This window comes from Aureimonas sp. AU22, from assembly GCF_001463745.1.
Classification (GTDB): domain Bacteria; phylum Pseudomonadota; class Alphaproteobacteria; order Rhizobiales; family Rhizobiaceae; genus Aureimonas.
In genome coordinates, this window is sequence record NZ_BBWJ01000013.1 from 27,984 (window position 1) to 44,882 (window position 16,899).

The following is a 16,899-nucleotide window of genomic DNA, read 5'->3' on the forward strand; positions in this document are numbered from 1 at the left end:
CGGGGCCGCCGCCCGAAGCCGGGCATAGCCCTTCGGAGCGCACCGCACCATGCCTGATGCACAGGACACGAATTCGGCATCGGTCTCACTCGAGGCGCTCGTGTCGCGTGCGGAGCGGGCCGGCCTGTCCGCGCCGCCGGTGGATCGGTGGAACCCGCCCCATTGCGGCGCGATCGACATGGCGATCGACGAGGATGGCCGCTGGTTCTACGGGGGCACGCCCATCGAGCGCCCGGCGCTCACCCGCCTGTTCTCCAGCGTCCTGCGGCGCGAGCTTGACGGCACGTTCGTGCTGGTGACGCCGGCCGAGAAGCTGTCGATCCGGGTGGCCGACGTGCCCTTCGTTGCCGTGGAGATGAGCGCGGGAGACGGGCGGCTCCGCTTTCGCACCAACATGGGCGACGTGGTGGAGGCCGACGAAGCCCATCCGCTGCGCTTTGCGGACGCCGGCGACGACGCCTTCAGACCCTACCTCCTGGTGCGTGGTGGCCTGGAGGCCCGGCTCACCCGCTCGCTCGCCTTCGACCTCGCCCAGCGCATCGAGGAGCGCGGCGGCGAGACGGGCATCGCGTCGGGTGCCGCGTGGTTCCCCGTGCCCCTGCCGGAAGGCCTCGATGCCTGAGCGCCGCTTCGACGCCGCGGACCTTCGGGCGCGCCTCGTGACGCGGGGCGTGGGCGCGCTGGAACACGATACGGGCGACCACGTCCTCAATCCGGACTGGGAGCAACTCGCCGAGCGGGCCACCGCGCGCGAGGCGGCGGTGCTCGTGCCGGTCGTCGACCGGCCGGGGGAGGCCGGCGTGATCCTGACGACGCGCGCCGCGCACCTTCGCAAGCATTCCGGCCAGATCGCCTTTCCCGGTGGCTCGGTGGACGCATCGGATCCTTCGGTGGAAGCGGCCGCCCTGCGCGAGGCGCACGAGGAGGTCGGGCTCGACCCCGATCGCGTCGAAGTGATCGGCCGCCTGCCGCGCTACCGCACCACGACCGGGTTCCGGATCACGCCCGTGATCGGGATCATCGAGGCCGGCTTCGTGCCCCGACCCGATCCGTCGGAAGTCGCCGACGCCTTCGAAGTGCCGCTCGGCTTCCTGATGAATGCCGCCAACCATGCCAAGGGCAGCCGCGTGTGGGAGGGCAAGCCGCGCTATTTCTACACGATGCCCTTCGGCGATCGATATATCTGGGGCGTGACGGCGGGCATCCTGCGCACGCTGTACGAAAGGCTCTACGCATCATGACGCGCATCGAGGCGGACTGGATCCGCGACCCCGCCCTCCAGACCATCCTCGCCGCCCTGTCGGCGGCGGGCGAGGAAGCGCGCGTCGTGGGCGGGGCGATCCGCAACACGCTGATGGGCCGCGAGATCACCGATGTCGACGTCGCCACCACGACGACGCCGGCCGAGACGATCGCCCGCGTCGAGGCCGCCGGGCTCCGGGCCGTTCCGACCGGCGTCGAGCACGGCACGGTGACGGTGGTGGCCGATGGACGCCCCTTCGAGGTGACGACGCTGCGCCGCGACGTCGAGACCGACGGACGGCATGCTAGGGTCCTGTTCGGACGCGACTGGGGTGCGGACGCCGCCCGGCGCGACTTCACCATCAACGCGCTCTATTGCGACGCCGGGGGCGAGATCCTCGACCTCGTCGGCGGGCTCGCCGACATCGAGAGCGGCACGCTGCGCTTCATCGGCGACGCGGGGCATCGCATCGAGGAGGACTACCTGCGTATCCTGCGCTTCTTCCGCTTCTTCGCCTGGTACGGGCGCGGTCGGCCGGACGGCGAGGGCCTGCGCGCGTCCTCGCGGCTGAAGGAAGGGCTGGACCGCCTGTCGGCCGAGCGGATCTGGAACGAGCTGCGCAAGCTTCTCGGCGCCCCAGATCCGGCGCGCGCGCTTCTCTGGATGCGCCAGGCCGGTGTTCTCAGCCGCGTGCTGCCGGAAAGCGAGAAGTGGGGCATCGACGCGATCCACGGCTTCGTGGAGACCGAGCGCCTCTACGGCTGGGCCCCCGATCCGATCCGCCGGCTGGAAGCGATCGTGCCGCCGGATGCCGCACGCCTGCGCGACATGGCAAGTCGACTGCGCCTGTCGAACCTCGATCGCGACCGGCTGGTCGCATGGGCGATGACGGACGCGCCTGCGAGCGAGAGCGACGCTGCCTTTCGCGCCCGTCTCTATCTCGGCGACCGCGAGGCGTTGGTGGACCGCCTGTCGCTGGCGCTCAACTCGGAGCGCACGGCAGCGGCGCAGAGTCCGGATAGGCTGCCGCAGGTGGCGCTCCTCGCCGGTCGCCGCGACGCGGCGGCGGCCTTCGCGCCGCCGGCGTTCCCCGTGTCGGGGCATGACCTCGCCGATGCGGGCGTCGCGCCGGGCCCGGATATCGGACGCACGCTGGACCGGCTGAAGCGCAGCTTCGCCGAAAGCGGCTTCGTGCTCGACCGGGACGCGCTTCTGAAACTGGTCTGACCGCCGTCGCAACGAAAAGCGCGGCCCCATCTGCCGGTGGAGCCGCGCTTCGATTCATCTGCCGTTCGGCCCATCAGCCGCTGGGGATGGCTCAGTGCTTGACGGTCTCGTGCATTCCGTCGCGGATGGCATCCATCAGTCGCTGGGAAATCGTCTCCACTCCGAGCTGCTTGGCCTGCATCACGGCGCGGCGCATGACCTCCGCCTGCGACTCGGCGCGGATCACGCGCTCGCAGCCTGGAATCACGCCGTGGCAATCGAGTTCATACATTACAGTCCTCCCTGGTCGATCCTTCGACCGCGCTCTTGCGCTGGCCGTCTGCCCTTCGAAACCATGCGGTCGGAATGCACGTCTGTTCGCGGACTGCGGGTCTCGCGAAACCCGGATGCCGCACTTCGACAGTTCCGGTTACACGAACCTTATCAGGACTTTTCGCTCTGTGAACAGGATGTTCTTGGTCGTTTAACCAATTCCTGTCCGCACGGATCATGTGGGGCGCACGGCGTGCGGAAACAGGGCCGGAAGCGCCATTCCGCAGCCTCGAAACATTAAATCAGGGCCACTTCACCAAGGGCGGGAGCGACGACAGGATCGAGGCGACGTTGCCGCCGGTCTTCAGCCCGAACAGGGTGCCGCGATCGTAGAGGAGGTTGTACTCCACGTAACGTCCACGCCGCACCAGTTGCTCGTCGCGCTGCTCCTCCGTCCATGGTGTTTCGGCGTTCTGGCGCACGAGATGCGGATAGACCACCAGAAAGGCCTTGCCGACGTCGCGCGTGAACGCGAAGTCCGCTTCCCAGCCGCCGGCCTCGTCCGGCGAATGCAGCCAGTCGTAGAAGATGCCGCCGACGCCGCGCGGCTCCTTGCGATGAGGCAGGTAGAAATACTCGTCGCACCAGGTCTTGTAGCGCTCGAAGCTGGCAACGCCCGAATGCCGGTCGCAGACGAACTGCAGCGCCCTGTGGAAGGCGCGCGTGTCCGGGTCCTCGGCCGTGCGGCGGGCATCGAGCATCGGGGTGAGGTCCGCGCCGCCGCCGAACCATTGCCCGGTCGTCACCACCATGCGCGTGTTCATGTGCACGGCGGGCACGTTCGGATTGCGGGTGTGGGCGATCAGCGAAATGCCCGAGGCCCAGAAGCTCCGATCGGCGCCGGCGCCGGGAATCTGCCCGGCGAAGTCCTCCGACAGCTGTCCGTAGACGGTGGACGTATGAATGCCGGCCTTCTCGAAGACACGGCCGTTCTCCAGCATGGACATGGTGCCGCCGCCGCCATCCTCGCCGCGCGTCCAGGGTGTCCGCGCGAAGCGGCCGGCGGGCAGGCCCCCGTCCGATCCGAACTCGTCCTCCAGATCCTCGAAGGCCTTACACAGGCGATCGCGCAGCGCCTCGAACCAGGCCTTGGCCTCCGCCTTCTTGGCATCCAGATTCTCGGGGAGGCCCTGGGGCAGTTCGGGACGTTCCATGGCGCGCGACGATCCTCCAGGCCGGGCCAGCCTCGGGAGCCCGGAAACACATACGTCTTGGCTAGCAGTTGCGGGAGCGTTTCGGAAGCGATCCGTTGCTTGCCCGGCGGCGGATCGGACTCGAATTCACCGAGGGGACGGCCTATATTGTGCTGCGACAGGAGCCCGCCGAAACAGGAGCGTCACGGTTCGATGGCCCCGCTTCCCCCGCCTCCGCTGGATGGTCTGCGCCGCCAGTTGCGCGCTCGGCGCGAGCAGCCCCTTCGCGACAGCTTCGTGCGCGAGACCTTCACGCTGCCGCGCCCGGAAGCGCGCACCGTGGCGCGCGAGTGGTTCGCCCGTTATCCCAAGGCCGCCTATTGGACGCAGGTCGAGAGCTGGCGTGTGCTGCCTGGCGACGAAGTCGAATTCACGATGCGGCGTCTGCCGAGCGCCGACTGAGGCGTTCGCGGAGGTGGGGCAGGGCGCCCAACGTCGGCGCGGTGAGCGGCGCGGGCAGGGCGTCCAGCGCGAACCATTCGAGGCCGTCGTGCTTCTCCGGCTCCACGATGCGCGGCTCGCCGCAAGATCCCTCCACCACGTAGACCGGCGCGAACCAGTGGTGTCCAGCTTTCCGGTCGATCTGGTCGACGACGCACAGAAGCTCGCTCGCCTCGATCCGCAGCCCCGTCTCCTCCAGCACTTCGCGGCTCGCCGCATCGGCCGCGGTCTCGAACAGGTCCACCTTGCCGCCCGGCAGGCCCCAGGCGCCGGCCTCCGGCTCGCGGCGCCGGCGGATCAGCAGAAGCCGGCCGTCCCGCAGGATCGCGACACCGGCGCCGAGGCGCGGTTCGTCGAGACTCATGCCGCTCCTCCCCACCGCAGCTGCCGCAACGCCTCGCCCGCGACCATGGCCGCGCTGACAGCGAGGTTCAGCGAGCGCGCGCCGGCCTCCATCGGGATCGTCGCCCGGACGTCGGCCAGCGCATGGACGGCGTCCGGCACGCCCGCGCTTTCGCGACCGAACAGGAGAACGTCGTCCGGCCGGAAGGCCACGTCGCAGTAGCCGCCGTCCGCCTTGGTGGTCATGAGCACCATCCGTCGGCCGGCTGCCCGTCGGGCCGCATCGAAGGCCGCGAAATCGACGTGCCGAACGAGGCGCGCCATCGCCACGTAGTCCATCCCGGCTCGCCGCAGCGCCTTGTCGGTGAGGTCGAACCCGGCGGGCTCGATGATCTCGACATCGATCCCGAGGCAGGCGCCGAGCCGCAGGATCGTGCCGGCATTGCCCGCGATGTCGGGTTGGTAGAGGGCGATGGACAGGGTCATCCCCTCCCGATACCCAAGCGGGGCGCGGCTGGAAACGGTGCGTTTCGTGAAATCGTCGCCGCGCGGCCTATATGCTGGCGACACTCCTGGCGAGCCGGGCGCTTCACGTGCCGCTTGCCCGATCCGCCGGACGGAATTGCCTATGTTCGCCTTCTTCGAGAAGCTCGTCGATCCGTTCCCGTCGGGGCCGGCGAAGAGCCCGCCCAACACGTTCTGGCCCTTCGTCTGGCACTATGCGCGGCCTGTGCGCTGGTTGCTTGTCGGCATGGCCGCGCTGTCGGGCATCATCGCGGTGATCGAGGTCTCGCTCTTCGGCTTCCTCGGATCGATCGTGGACTGGCTGTCGGCGGCCAATCCCGACACCTTCCTTCAGGACGAGGGATGGCGTCTCGCCGGCATGGCGGTGGTGATCCTCGTTCTTCTGCCGGCCCTCGCGCTCTTCGAATCGCTGATCTCGTTCCAGGCGCTGTTCGGAAACCTGCCGATGCGCTTTCGCTGGAGCGCGCACAACTGGCTCCTCGACCAGTCGCTCGGCTTCTTCCAGGACGAGTTCGCCGGCCGCGTGTCCACCAAGCTCATGCAGACCGCGCTCGCCGTTCGCGAGACGATCATGAAGTCGATCGACGTCTTCCTCTACGTCGCGGTCTACTTCACCGGCATCATCTTCCTCCTGGCGGCAGCCGATTGGCGCCTGATGCTGCCCTTCGCCGGCTGGCTGGTGCTCTACGTCGTGATGCTGCGCTACTTCATTCCGCGGCTGGGCTCGATCGCGGAGGCCCAGGCGGACGCCCGGGCTGAGATGACCGGCCGCGTCGTCGACGCCTATGCCAATATCGGAACGGTGAAGCTCTTCGCCCACACGCCGCGCGAGGTGACCTACGCGCAGGATGCCATGCGTCTGTTCCTGAAGCCGGTCTATGGCCAGGGGCGGCTCATCACGATGTTCTTCGTGTGCCTCCTGTCCCTCAACTCGCTGCTGCTCTTCGGCGTCGGCGCCATGGGCATCGGCCTGTGGGTGAACGGGCTCGTGTCGGTCGGCGCGGTCGCGGTCGGCATCGGTCTCGTGCTGCGCCTCCACGGCATGGCGCAGTGGATCATGTGGGAAGTCTCCGCGCTCTTCGAGAACGTCGGCACCATCCGCGACGGCATCGCCACCTTCACCCAGCCCGTGGAGCTCACCGACACCGCAGGTGCCAAGCCGCTGGTCGTCGCCGAGGGCGAGGTGCGCTTCGACGCCGTGTGCTTCGCCTATGCGTCCGCGCGGCCGCATCGCGCCGCCGGCCCGGTCGTCGAAGACTTCGACCTCGTCATCCAGCCCGGTGAGAAGATCGGCCTCGTGGGTCGCTCGGGCGCCGGCAAGTCGACGCTCCTCAACCTCCTCCTGCGCTTCTACGACGTCCAGTCCGGCCGCATCCTGATCGACGGGCAGGACATCTCCGGCGTCACGCAGAACTCGCTGCGCGCCCATATCGGCATGGTGACGCAGGACACCTCGCTGCTCCACCGCACGATTCGCGAGAACATCCTCTACGGTCGTCCGGACGCGAGCGACGACGAGGTTCGCCATGCCTTGCACCGCGCGGAGGCGGAAGACTTCGTGGAAGCCCTGGTCGATCGCGAAGGGCGGCGCGGGCTGGATGCGGAAGTCGGCGAACGCGGCGTCAAGCTGTCGGGCGGCCAGCGCCAGCGCATCGCCATTGCCCGCGTGATGCTGAAGGACGCGCCGATCCTGCTTCTGGACGAAGCCACCTCGGCACTCGATTCGGAAGTGGAGGCGGCCATCGCCGAGAACCTCTATCGCCTGATGGAGGGCAAGACGGTGATCGCGGTGGCCCATCGCCTTTCGACCATCGCCGCGCTCGACCGCCTCGTGGTGCTCGACAAGGGGCGCATCCTCGAGGAGGGGCGCCATTCCGATCTCCTCGCCAAGGGCGGTCTCTACGCCGATCTCTGGCGCCGCCAGGTCGGCGGCTTCCTCGATGCGGGAGACGACGAGGCGAGTTCGCCGGCAGCCGAGGCGCACGCGGCCGAATGATCGAGAGGCTGCTGCGCCGCTTCGAGCGGATCATCGATCCCTACGGCGACGTCGAGCCCGACGGCGCCGACCCGCGCCGTGTTGGCGCGCTGCCGCCCCTGCCGCGCGAGACCAACCGTTTCATCTGGCATTTCGCGCGCGAGGCGAAGGGACCGTTCCTGGCGCTCCTCGTCACCGGCGGTCTTACCGGTGCGGTGGACGCGTTCCTCTACGCCGCGGTCGGCTGGGTGGTGGATGCGCTCGGACGCTCCTCGCCGGCGACGCTTCTCGCCGATCATTTCGCGCTGCTGGTCGTGCTGGCGGTCACGACGCTGCTGCTTCGCACGATCGTCCTCTTCGGGGCGTCCGTTCTCGAGCAGCAGGTCATCGTCCCCTCGCTCTACAACCGCATCCGCTGGCAGTCCTATCGCCGGCTGATGGACCAGTCCTACACGTTCTTCCAGAACGATTTCGCCGGTCGCATCGCCCAGAAGGTGCAGCAGGTCGGCGAGGCGACGGGCGACTTCATCGTCACCACGCTGCAGACCTTCTGGAGCTTCGTCACCTTCGCGCTCCTGGCCGTCGCGATCCTCGCCGCGATGGATTGGCGGATGGGCCTCGTGCTCCTCGCTTGGGCGGCCGGCTACGGCTGGATCGTCCGCGACCTCCTGCCTCGGATCCGCCGTTCGGGCCGTGAGAGCGCCGAGGCGCGTTCGGTCATGTCGGGACGCGTCGTCGACAGCTTCACCAACATCCTCGCCGTCAAGCTCTTCGACCCCGGCCGCCGGCAGGACGCCTTCGTGCTCGGCGGCTTCCGCCGCTATGTCGAGGCCATTCGCGCCATGACGCGCGCCATCACCACCGTGCGCACGGCGGTCGCCGTCCTCAACGGCTTCATGATGACCGCGATCGGCGCACTCGCGCTCCATTCCTGGTCGAACGGCACCGCCACCACGGGCGATGTCGCCGCCGCGCTCGGCCTCGTGCTGCGCCTCAACCAGATGAGCGGCTGGATGATGTTCAACATCAACGGCCTCGTGCGCAACTACGGCACGGTTCAGGACGCGGTCGCCACCGTCGCCGCCGTGCCGGCGCTCATAGACCGTGCGGATGCGCCGACCATCCGCACCGCCGGCGGCTTGGTCGAATTCCGCGACATCACGTTCCACTACGGCAAGGGCCGCGGCATCATCGAGAATTTCTCGCTCCGCATCCGGGCAGGGGAGAAGGTCGGGTTAGTCGGGCGCTCGGGGGCGGGCAAGACCACGCTCGTGAACCTTCTTCTGCGGCTCTACGACGTCGAGAAGGGCGCGATCCTTCTCGACGGGCAGGATGTCGCCGCCGTCACGCAGACGTCCCTGCGCAACCAGATCGGCGTCGTCACGCAGGATACCTCGCTCTTCCATCGCTCCATCCGCGACAACATCGCCTATGGCCGCCCGGACGCCAGCGAGGAGGAGATCGTCGCCGCCGCCCGGCGAGCCGATGCGCTCGGTTTCATCCAGACCGTCCGCGATCCGAATGGACGCGAGGGGCTCGATGCCTATGTCGGCGAGCGCGGTGTCAAGCTTTCGGGCGGCCAGCGCCAGCGCATCGCCATGGCGCGCGTCTTCCTGAAGAACGCACCGATTCTCGTCCTCGACGAGGCGACCTCGGCGCTCGATTCGGAGGTGGAGGCGGCGATCCAGGAAAATCTCTCGAGCATGATGGAGGGCAAGACGGTGATCGCCATCGCGCACCGCCTGTCCACGATCGCGCAGCTCGACCGCCTCGTGGTGATCGACGCCGGGCGCATCGTGGAGGAGGGGACTCACGCCGAACTCGTGCGGCGCGGCGGTCTCTATGCCTCGCTCTGGCAGCGACAGTCGGGCGGCTTCCTGCCGGCAGCGGCTGCGGAATAGGGCGCCGTGTTCCGGAAGCGACATAACCGCCTGAACCGCCGCCACAGTCTGGACAAGTTCCAAGCGGGCGCTTAGAAATCGCGGCCGAAACGGCTCTAGGGGAGGGCGCGGTCGCTCCGGCGCTCGGTGTGCTCCGCGAGGTCGTGATGGGACTGAGGTAGGCGCGCCGCATCGGCGCGCTGGCCCTGAAGGAGCGCATTTCTCCGTGAGCGTCGATCACAGCAGCGAACCCACACGCCGGGACTTTCTTTATATCGCGACGGGGGCGGCCGGCGTCGTCGGTGCCGCCGCGGCAGTCTGGCCCTTCATCGATCAGATGAACCCGGACGCCGCGACGCTCGCGCTCGCGCAGGTGGATGTCGACATCAGCCAGATCGCGGCCGGGCAGTCGATCACCGCCAAGTGGCGCGGCAAGCCGATCTTCATCCGTCAGCGCACGCCGACGGAGATCGAAGAGGGCAAGGGCGTCGATCTGTCCGACCTGAAGGACCCGATCGCGCGCAACGCGAACCTGCCCGCCGACGCGCCCGCCACCGACGTCAACCGCGCCGCGCCGGGGCTGGAGCAGTGGCTCGTGATGGTCGGCGTGTGCACGCATCTCGGCTGCGTGCCGCTCGGCCAGTCCGGCGACTACGACGGCTGGTACTGCCCGTGCCACGGTTCGCACTACGACACGGCCGGGCGCATCCGGAAGGGTCCGGCGCCGGAGAACATGGCCGTTCCCGTCTTCACCTTCCCAACGCCCACCACGATCCGCATCGGCTGAGGCAAGAGGCACAAAGAACATGAGTGGTCCTTCGTCCTACGTGCCGAACAACGGCGTCATGCGCTGGCTCGACGCCCGCCTGCCGTTGCCCCGGCTCCTCTACGATTCGTTCGTCGCCTTCCCGGTGCCGCGAAACCTGAGCTACGCCTATACGTTCGGCGGCATCCTGGCGCTGTTCCTCGCCATCCAGATCCTGACCGGCGTCGTCCTGGCCATGCACTACGCGGCCAATTCGGGCATCGCCTTCCAGTCCGTCGAGAGCATCGTGCGCGACGTGAACTGGGGCTGGCTGCTGCGCTACATGCACGCCAACGGCGCGTCGTTCTTCTTCATCGCCGTCTATCTCCACATCTTCCGCGGCCTCTACTACGGCTCCTACAAGGCGCCGCGCGAGATCATGTGGATCCTCGGCGTCGTGATCTTCCTTCTGATGATGGCGACCGCCTTCATGGGCTACGTCTTGCCCTGGGGCCAGATGTCCTTCTGGGGCGCCACGGTCATCACCGGCTTCTTCACCGCGTTCCCCGGCATCGGCGGTCCGATCCAGACGCTGCTTCTCGGCGGCTTCGCGGTGGACAACGCCACGCTCAACCGCTTTTTCTCGCTGCACTACCTCCTGCCGTTCATGATCGCGGGCGTCGTGATCTTGCACATCTGGGCGCTGCATGTGGTGGGCCAGACCAACCCGACCGGCGTCGAGATCAAGTCGTCGAAGGACACGGTGCCCTTCACGCCCCATGCGACCATCAAGGACGGGTTCGCGATGGTCGTGTTCCTGGTCTTCTTCGCCTATTTCGTCTTCTACATGCCGAACTACATGGGCCACCCGGACAACTACATTCCGGCGAACCCGCTGCAGACGCCCGCCCATATCGTGCCCGAATGGTACTTCCTGCCGTTCTACGCGATGCTGCGCGCCATCACCTTCAACATCGGCCCGATCGATTCCAAGCTGGGCGGCGTTCTCGTGATGTTCGGCTCGATCATCATCCTGTTCTTCCTGCCCTGGCTGGACACGAGCCGCGTCCGCTCCACCGCCTACCGTCCAATCTACAAGATCTTCTTCTGGGTCTTCGCGGCGAACGCGGTCGTGCTCGGCTGGCTCGGCTCCCGTCCGGCAGAGGGCATCTACCCCCTCCTGTCGCTCGTCGGCACGATCTACTACTTCGCGCACTTCCTCATCGTCCTGCCGGTCCTGGGCCTCGTCGAAACGCCGAAGAAGCTGCCGAACTCGATCACGGAAGCGGTTCTGGCCAAGCGCGGTGCCACGCGTGGGCTGCCCGCAGGGGCCGCGGCCTCTCCCGAAACCAAAGGCTGACGAAGCGACCTATGGACCTTGCAATGAGAAAGCTTCTTCCAGCCTTCCTGGTCGCCGGTGCCGTGCTGACGCCGGTTCTCGGCCTCGCCCAGGAGCCGGCGGCGCCGGCCGCGCAGATCGAAGGCGATGCGCCGGGTGCGGCGCCCGATTCCGGAAGCGGCGCGGAGGCCTCGACCAACGCGACCCACGGCGGCGAGGAAGCGGCGACCCACACCCCGCACTACCCGCTGAAGAAGCCGGCCGAGCTGTCCTGGACGTTCGCCGGCCCCTTCGGACATTGGGACCTCGCGCAGCTTCAGCGTGGCCTGAAGGTCTACAAGGAGGTCTGCTCGAACTGCCACTCGATGAACCTCGTGTCCTTCCGGAACTTCGAGGCTCTCGGCTACAGCGACGAGCAGGTGCGGGCCCTCGCGGCCGAGTACCAGATCACCGACCCCGCGCCGAACGCGCAGGGCGAGATGTTCCAGCGCCCGGGTATCCCGTCCGATCGCCTGCCGTCGCCCTATCCGAACCCGGAGGCAGCGGCAGCGGCACTCGGCGGTGCGCATCCGCCGGATCTGTCGCTGATCGCGAAGGCTCGCTCGGTGGAGCGCGGCTTCCCGCGGTTCCTCCTCGATATCCTTCCCTGGAGCCAGTACGCGGAAGGCGGGCCGGACTACATCCACTCGCTGCTGACCGGATACGAGGAAGCGCCTGCCGGCGTCACCATCCAGCCGGGCACCTACTACAACCCGCATTTCATCTCCGGTCCGGCCCTCGCGATGGCCCCGCCGCTCAGCGACGGTCAGGTGACCTACGACGACGGCGCCCCGCAGACGGCGGAGCAGTACTCGCGTGACGTGTCTTCCTTCCTGATGTGGGCGGCCGAGCCGCACCTCGTCGAGCGCAAGGCGACTGGGTTCGTGGTGATGATCTTCCTGATCGGCTTCTCGATCATGCTCTACCTCGTCAAACGCCGGGTCTGGGCCGACACGCCGCACTGAGGCGGAGGACGAGAATGCGACGATTGGAAAAAGGGGCCCATGGGCCCCTTTCTTTCGTTGTGCCTTCCCCTACGAAACTCACCCTTGGGTTGAGGGAACCTTCACGATTACCGGACTAGCCTTCTCCAGTCTCTGGGGGATTGCGATGTTCCGACTTCCGTCACTCGATCTGATCCGCATCAGTTCGATCATCGCTTTGTCTTCGAGCATGATCATCGGATCGATCGCGCTGCGCGGCGTTCTCGACCAACACCAGCGCGCCGGCGCCGCGCTCGTCGAGCTGCAGCTCTTTGAACTCGCGACGGCCGCGGCGACGGCGATCACGAAGGAGCGCCGGCCGCTCGAGCTCGCCCTGAGCGCCGAGCCAGCCGATGCGGCCGGCCTGACGGCGGAGCTGAAGGCGTCACGGGCAGACGCCGACCGGTCCATCGCGCGCTTTCGCCAGCTCGTCGAGAGCAGCGCGCTTGCAAGCAGCATGAACTTCAACTTCCTGACAGCGCTGCTGCGGGACGAGCGACGTGCGGCGGACGCGCTCCTGGCGCTGCCGCTGGCCGAACGTCAGGTCAGCCTCCAGCTTCGCGTCGCGCGCGGCATGTCGTCGATCTCGCAGACCTTCGTCCCGTTCGTCGACAAGACGGCGCAGCGCGTGATCGAAGCCGACGAGAGCCTTGCTGGGCGCGTGAACGTCGCGCGATTGCTCGGGGCGCTCTACGAGGCGGCGACGCGCCTGCCTTCCGAAGTGATGCCGGCGCTCAAGCGGTCCGAAGTCATTCCGCCCGAAGCGGTGATGACCAGCATGCGCGTCCAGCAGCGTATCCTGGCCCTGTGGGACGTCGGCGTCTCGCAGCTCGAGTTCGGCCTGGACTCGCCCCGCCTCAGCCAGGCGCACGAGGAGATCCGCTCCGTCTATTTCGGCAAGGGCTTCCCGTTCCTCAGCCGCGCCATCGAGACCCATTCGCGTCGCCCCCTCAACTCGGTCGAGCAGGCCAAGCGGATTTCCGAGGTCTACGCGCCGACGACGCTGCCCATCCTGCGCATGCGCAATCTGTATGTGGATGCGATGATGAAGGAGGCGGTGACGATCCAGGAATCGACCCTTCTCCAGATGAAGCTCGTGGTGTGCCTGACGGTACTGATCCTCGTGATGACGGCGATCGCGGCCTGGGTCCTGTATCGGCAGATGCTGCGACCGCTTCTCGGGGTCCGCGACCAGATCCTCGCCCTTTGCGAACGGCGGCCGTTGGAGCGACGACCCTACTTGGGCTCCGTCCGGGCTGTCGCCAGTCTCTACAAGGCGTTGGAGACGCTGGAAGACCGCGATCGTCAGCGCATGGTCCTCGAACTGGAGCGCGCCGATCTGTCGGAGAGGCTTCGGACCCTGTCGGAGACGGACGAGCTCACCGCTCTGCCCAACCGCCGCGGCCTCTTCGCGCGGCTCGACGGTTTCGGCGAGCAGGGCCGGGACTACGTCACGATCCTCGGCGACATCGATCACTTCAAGGCCGTCAACGACACCTATGGCCATGGCCCCGGCGACGAGGTCCTCGCCGCCTTCTCGGAGTGCCTGCGCGCCCGCGCCAGCCCCGACGTCGTCGTCGCGCGCTATGGCGGCGAGGAATTCGCGATCGTGATGCGCTCGGACCAGCTCGAAGCGGTGCTGGCCTTTGCGGAAGATCTGCGCGCCGAGGTGGAGGCGCTCGTCGTGGAGACCAGCGCCGGCACGATCCGCATCACGGCGAGCTTCGGGCTCGCCCACGAGGTCGGTCCCGTCGCGGCCTGGCCCACGCTCTTCGACATTGCCGACCGAGCGCTCTACGAGGCCAAGGCCGCCGGGCGAAACCGCGTGCGTCTCTGCAACGCGACGATCATGCAGCTCGGAGCGTCCGCGCTGTCGTCGTCGGGCGCGCTGAGCCGTCCAGGGGAGGCGGCGGCCTGAGCGGCCAGGGCCGCTCGGCCGCTCAGACGTTGAACTTGAAGAGCATGATGTCGCCGTCCTGGACGACGTATTCCTTGCCTTCGTCGCGCGCCTTGCCGGCTTCCTTGGCCGCGACTTCCCCGCCCAGCGACACGAAGTCGTCGTAGGCGATCGTCTGGGCTCGGATGAAGCCCTTCTCGAAGTCGGTATGGATGACGCCGGCCGCCTGCGGCGCCTTGGCGCCGCGCTTCACGGTCCAGGCGCGGGTCTCCTTCGGCCCCACCGTGAAGTAGGTGATGAGGTCGAGAAGCGCGTAGCCTTCGCGGATCAGGCGGTCGAGGCCGGGCTCGTCGAGGCCCATCACCCCCATGTATTCGCCGACCTCGTCCTCGCCGAGCTGGGCGATTTCCGCTTCGATGGCAGCGGAGATCACGACGCTGCGCGCACCCTGGCGCTGGGCCATCGCGGCGACCGCTTTCGAATACGCGTTGCCGGTCGCCGCATCGCCTTCCGCCACGTTGCAGACGTAGAGCACGGGCTTCGAGGTCAGGAGGTTGAGGTTGCGAAGTTGCTGGCGGTCGTCGGCGTCGAGGCTCGCCAGAAGCGTGCGCGCCGGCTCGCCGTTCTGCAGCTTGGCGAGTGCGGCTTCCATCACCGGCACCTGGGCCAGCGCTTCCTTGTCCTTGCCCTGCGCCTTCTTGCGCGCGGCGACGATCCGGCGCTCCAGGCTCTCGAGGTCGGAGAGCATCAGCTCTGTCTCGACGGTCTCGGCATCCGCCACCGGATCGATGCGGCCCTCGACATGGGTGATGTCGTCGTCCTCGAAGCAGCGCAGAACGTGGACGATCGCGTCCACCTCGCGGATGTTGGCGAGGAACTGGTTGCCGAGCCCTTCACCCTTCGAAGCGCCGCGCACGAGGCCGGCGATATCGACGAAGGTGATGCGCGTCGGGATGAGCTGCGCCGACTTGCCGATCTTGGCGATCGGCGCCATGCGCGGGTCGGGCACGCCGACGTCGCCCGTGTTCGGCTCGATCGTGCAGAACGGATAGTTCGCGGCCTGCGCGGCGGCGGTCTTGGTCAGCGCGTTGAAGAGGGTGGACTTGCCGACATTGGGAAGTCCGACGATGCCGCAGCGAAAGCCCATGGGTGTCTTGCCTTACGTCTCGGGATGGGAGGCGGGCCCGGTCGAGGGCCCCAGAAAAAGGGAAGGGGATCGGTTCAGCTCGGGTCGCCGCCGCCGAGGAGCCGGCGCAGCATGCCCGCCATCGGGCCGGCGGACGGCGCAGGACGCACCTCTGCCGGGCGCGCCTGGCGCACGTGGCTCTGCGCCTTGGCCTTCGCGGCGCCGCCCTTGGCGCCGCTCGGCTCCTCCGAGCCGCCGGTCGCGAGCGTCACCTTGTTCATGAAGACGGCGTCCTCGCCGGCCACGAGCGCTTCGGCGTTGCGCGCGACGGCCTCCAGCAGCGGCTCCAGCCATTCGCGATCGACCTTGGCGAAGTCGCCGAGGACATGCGGATTGACCCGCTCCTTCGAGCCGGGATGACCGATGCCGAGGCGCACGCGGCGGTAGTCCTTGCCGAGATGGGCGTCGATGGAGCGCAGCCCGTTGTGGCCGCCATGGCCCCCGCCGATCTTGACGCGCACCTTGGCGGGAGGAAGGTCGAGTTCGTCGTGGAAGACCACGATCTGCGCCGGCGCGATCTTGTAGAAGGCGGCTGCGGCCTGCACCGAGCGGCCGCTCTCGTTCATGAAGGTCTGCGGCTTCAGGAGGAGGACCTTCTCGCTTCCGACCTGTCCTTCCGCGATCTCGCCCTGGAACTTCTTCGACCACGGGGAGAAGCCGGGGCGGCGCGCGATCTCGTCGACGGCCATGAAGCCGATATTGTGCCGGTTACCGGCATATTGCGCACCGGGATTGCCGAGGCCCACCATGAGGAGCATGTGCCCGTCCTCCAGCGATCCGGAGCCGGGCGACCACGGATCCGGCATAAGCGGATGCGGCGGACGAGCCGGAGCCCGTCCGCCGCACAGTCCATCAGTTGCCGGACTTCGGCTCGTCCTCGGCGGTCGCGTCGGTCTGCTGGGTGACCTCGGTGGTCGGCGTCTCGGCGTCGAGCTCGTCGGTCTCCTCGGCCATCGGCGGGACGATCGTGGCGATCACGAAATCCTCGTCGGAGGTGAGGCGGACGCCCTTCGGCAGCGCCAGGTTCGAGGCATGCAGCGCATCGCCGATGTCGAGGCCCGTCAGGTCGAGGGTGAAGCCCTCCGGGATCGACTGCGCAGCGCAGACGACCTCGATGTCGTGGTGCACGACGTTGAGCGAGCCGTCCTTGGCCTTCAGGCCAGGCGCCGCGTCCTCGTTCTCGAAGTGAACGGGAATGCGCACCGTGACTTCCGTGCGCTCGGAAACGCGGAGGTAGTCGACGTGGGTCAGCGTATCCTTGACGACGTCGAGCTGGTAGTCCTTCGGGAGGACCTGGATCTGCTTGCCGCCGACGTCGATCGTGATGACCGTGGTCAGGAAGCCGCCCGCGTGCAGCTTCAGGAAGGTCTCCTTGTAGGGGACCGCGATCGGCAGGGGCTCCTGCTTGTCGCCGTAGATGACGGCGGGCACCATTCCGTTGCGGCGGAGATGTCTGGCGGCCCCCTTGCCGACCTTCTCGCGCGCTTCGGCCTTGACCGTGTAGCTCTCGCTCATGGTTTCAATCCTTGTTTCGTTCAGAGGATGCCGGACCGGCCATGCTTGCGCCGGAAC

17 protein-coding genes are annotated in these 16,899 nt (G+C 67.8%); 10 read left to right on the forward strand and 7 right to left on the reverse strand.

Features of this window, described 5'->3' with window-relative positions; genetic code table 11:
• The first annotated feature begins 49 nt into the window (after positions 1–49).
• The 3 genes from AUL34_RS04400 to AUL34_RS04410 are packed head-to-tail and all read left to right on the forward strand — an operon-like array spanning position 50 to position 2,470.
• On the forward strand, positions 50–622 hold the full coding sequence (locus tag AUL34_RS04400; RefSeq protein WP_061931610.1) for a DUF1285 domain-containing protein: 573 nt from the start codon (positions 50–52) through the stop codon (positions 620–622).
• The gene (locus AUL34_RS04405; protein WP_061931612.1) at positions 615–1,241 is read left to right on the forward strand and encodes a CoA pyrophosphatase; all 627 of its coding nucleotides are present in this window, start codon (positions 615–617) and stop codon (positions 1,239–1,241) included. The genes AUL34_RS04400 and AUL34_RS04405 overlap by 8 nt, the downstream gene beginning before the upstream one ends.
• A complete protein-coding gene (locus tag AUL34_RS04410) occupies positions 1,238–2,470 on the forward strand; it encodes a CCA tRNA nucleotidyltransferase (protein WP_061931614.1) in 1,233 nt (410 codons plus the stop codon). Before AUL34_RS04405 ends, AUL34_RS04410 begins: the two co-directional genes overlap by 4 nt.
• Positions 2,471–2,561: 91 nt before the next feature.
• On the opposite strand, the gene AUL34_RS04415 is transcribed toward AUL34_RS04410, so the two are convergent.
• Positions 2,562–2,741, reverse strand: a complete 180-nt coding sequence (locus AUL34_RS04415; protein WP_061931616.1) for a DUF1059 domain-containing protein — start codon at positions 2,739–2,741, stop codon at positions 2,562–2,564.
• Between the two features lie 283 nt (positions 2,742–3,024).
• Complete coding sequence (gene hemF / locus AUL34_RS04420) at positions 3,025–3,936, reverse strand: oxygen-dependent coproporphyrinogen oxidase (RefSeq protein ID WP_061931617.1); 912 nt, start codon at positions 3,934–3,936, stop codon at positions 3,025–3,027.
• 192 nt (positions 3,937–4,128) lie between these two features.
• On the opposite strand from hemF, the gene AUL34_RS04425 reads away from it, so the two are divergent.
• A complete protein-coding gene (locus tag AUL34_RS04425) occupies positions 4,129–4,377 on the forward strand; it encodes a hypothetical protein (protein WP_061931619.1) in 249 nt (82 codons plus the stop codon).
• Here the strand turns inward: AUL34_RS04425 and AUL34_RS04430 are convergent.
• Together AUL34_RS04430 and AUL34_RS04435 are read right to left on the reverse strand one after the other, a co-directional pair.
• Positions 4,346–4,780, reverse strand: a complete 435-nt coding sequence (locus tag AUL34_RS04430) for an NUDIX domain-containing protein (protein ID WP_061931621.1) — start codon at positions 4,778–4,780, stop codon at positions 4,346–4,348. The genes AUL34_RS04425 and AUL34_RS04430 overlap by 32 nt on opposite strands.
• Positions 4,777–5,244, reverse strand: a complete 468-nt coding sequence (locus AUL34_RS04435) for a tRNA (cytidine(34)-2'-O)-methyltransferase (RefSeq protein WP_061931624.1) — start codon at positions 5,242–5,244, stop codon at positions 4,777–4,779. Before AUL34_RS04435 ends, AUL34_RS04430 begins: the two co-directional genes overlap by 4 nt.
• Before the next feature lie 142 nt (positions 5,245–5,386).
• Between AUL34_RS04435 and AUL34_RS04440 the strand changes: the two genes are divergently transcribed.
• The 6 genes from AUL34_RS04440 to AUL34_RS04465 all read left to right on the forward strand — a co-directional run bounded on the left by AUL34_RS04440 (position 5,387) and on the right by AUL34_RS04465 (position 14,162).
• Positions 5,387–7,279, forward strand: a complete 1,893-nt coding sequence (locus AUL34_RS04440; RefSeq protein ID WP_061931626.1) for an ABC transporter ATP-binding protein — start codon at positions 5,387–5,389, stop codon at positions 7,277–7,279.
• Positions 7,276–9,159, forward strand: coding sequence for an ABC transporter ATP-binding protein (locus AUL34_RS04445; protein WP_082653153.1), 1,884 nt, complete (start codon positions 7,276–7,278; stop codon positions 9,157–9,159). The genes AUL34_RS04440 and AUL34_RS04445 overlap by 4 nt, the downstream gene beginning before the upstream one ends.
• A gap of 205 nt (positions 9,160–9,364) precedes the next feature.
• Positions 9,365–9,925 (forward strand): ubiquinol-cytochrome c reductase iron-sulfur subunit, encoded by a 561-nt coding sequence (petA, locus tag AUL34_RS04450; protein WP_061931628.1) that lies wholly within the window; start codon positions 9,365–9,367, stop codon positions 9,923–9,925.
• A 19-nt stretch (positions 9,926–9,944) separates the two neighbouring features.
• Positions 9,945–11,243, forward strand: coding sequence for a cytochrome b N-terminal domain-containing protein (locus AUL34_RS04455; protein WP_061931630.1), 1,299 nt, complete (start codon positions 9,945–9,947; stop codon positions 11,241–11,243).
• 11 nt (positions 11,244–11,254) lie between these two features.
• On the forward strand, positions 11,255–12,226 hold the full coding sequence (locus AUL34_RS04460; protein WP_370539022.1) for a cytochrome c1: 972 nt from the start codon (positions 11,255–11,257) through the stop codon (positions 12,224–12,226).
• 145 nt (positions 12,227–12,371) lie between these two features.
• Entirely contained in the window at positions 12,372–14,162 is a 1,791-nt protein-coding gene (locus AUL34_RS04465) for a GGDEF domain-containing protein (RefSeq protein ID WP_061931632.1), read from the forward strand.
• Between the two features lie 22 nt (positions 14,163–14,184).
• Here AUL34_RS04465 and ychF read toward each other — a convergent pair whose 3' ends face one another.
• The 3 genes from ychF to AUL34_RS04480 form a co-directional block, all read right to left on the reverse strand.
• A complete protein-coding gene (gene ychF, locus AUL34_RS04470; protein WP_061931633.1) occupies positions 14,185–15,288 on the reverse strand; it encodes a redox-regulated ATPase YchF in 1,104 nt (367 codons plus the stop codon).
• 74 nt (positions 15,289–15,362) lie between these two features.
• Positions 15,363–16,085: an aminoacyl-tRNA hydrolase gene (gene pth / locus AUL34_RS04475; RefSeq protein ID WP_061931635.1), complete on the reverse strand. Its 723-nt coding sequence runs from the start codon at positions 16,083–16,085 to the stop codon at positions 15,363–15,365.
• A 94-nt stretch (positions 16,086–16,179) separates the two neighbouring features.
• On the reverse strand, positions 16,180–16,842 hold the full coding sequence (locus tag AUL34_RS04480; RefSeq protein WP_061931637.1) for a 50S ribosomal protein L25/general stress protein Ctc: 663 nt from the start codon (positions 16,840–16,842) through the stop codon (positions 16,180–16,182).
• Positions 16,843–16,899: the final 57 nt, after the last annotated feature.

Excerpts from the sequence above, each read along its gene's own strand:
- AUL34_RS04460 (WP_370539022.1), top strand. The coding sequence starts at position 11,255 with ATGGACCTTGCAATGAGAAAGCTTCTTCCAGCCTTCCTGGTCGCCGGT.
- AUL34_RS04430 (WP_061931621.1), bottom strand. The coding sequence starts at position 4,780 with ATGAGTCTCGACGAACCGCGCCTCGGCGCCGGTGTCGCGATCCTGCGG.
- AUL34_RS04435 (WP_061931624.1), bottom strand. The coding sequence starts at position 5,244 with ATGACCCTGTCCATCGCCCTCTACCAACCCGACATCGCGGGCAATGCC.
- AUL34_RS04410 (WP_061931614.1), top strand. The coding sequence starts at position 1,238 with ATGACGCGCATCGAGGCGGACTGGATCCGCGACCCCGCCCTCCAGACC.
- ychF (WP_061931633.1), bottom strand. The coding sequence starts at position 15,288 with ATGGGCTTTCGCTGCGGCATCGTCGGACTTCCCAATGTCGGCAAGTCC.
- hemF (WP_061931617.1), bottom strand. The coding sequence starts at position 3,936 with ATGGAACGTCCCGAACTGCCCCAGGGCCTCCCCGAGAATCTGGATGCC.
- AUL34_RS04405 (WP_061931612.1), top strand. The coding sequence starts at position 615 with ATGCCTGAGCGCCGCTTCGACGCCGCGGACCTTCGGGCGCGCCTCGTG.
- AUL34_RS04455 (WP_061931630.1), top strand. The coding sequence starts at position 9,945 with ATGAGTGGTCCTTCGTCCTACGTGCCGAACAACGGCGTCATGCGCTGG.
- AUL34_RS04445 (WP_082653153.1), top strand. The coding sequence starts at position 7,276 with ATGATCGAGAGGCTGCTGCGCCGCTTCGAGCGGATCATCGATCCCTAC.
- AUL34_RS04400 (WP_061931610.1), top strand. The coding sequence starts at position 50 with ATGCCTGATGCACAGGACACGAATTCGGCATCGGTCTCACTCGAGGCG.
- pth (WP_061931635.1), bottom strand. The coding sequence starts at position 16,085 with ATGCTCCTCATGGTGGGCCTCGGCAATCCCGGTGCGCAATATGCCGGT.
- AUL34_RS04465 (WP_061931632.1), top strand. The coding sequence starts at position 12,372 with ATGTTCCGACTTCCGTCACTCGATCTGATCCGCATCAGTTCGATCATC.
- AUL34_RS04480 (WP_061931637.1), bottom strand. The coding sequence starts at position 16,842 with ATGAGCGAGAGCTACACGGTCAAGGCCGAAGCGCGCGAGAAGGTCGGC.
- AUL34_RS04440 (WP_061931626.1), top strand. The coding sequence starts at position 5,387 with ATGTTCGCCTTCTTCGAGAAGCTCGTCGATCCGTTCCCGTCGGGGCCG.
- AUL34_RS04415 (WP_061931616.1), bottom strand. The coding sequence starts at position 2,741 with ATGTATGAACTCGATTGCCACGGCGTGATTCCAGGCTGCGAGCGCGTG.
- AUL34_RS04425 (WP_061931619.1), top strand. The coding sequence starts at position 4,129 with ATGGCCCCGCTTCCCCCGCCTCCGCTGGATGGTCTGCGCCGCCAGTTG.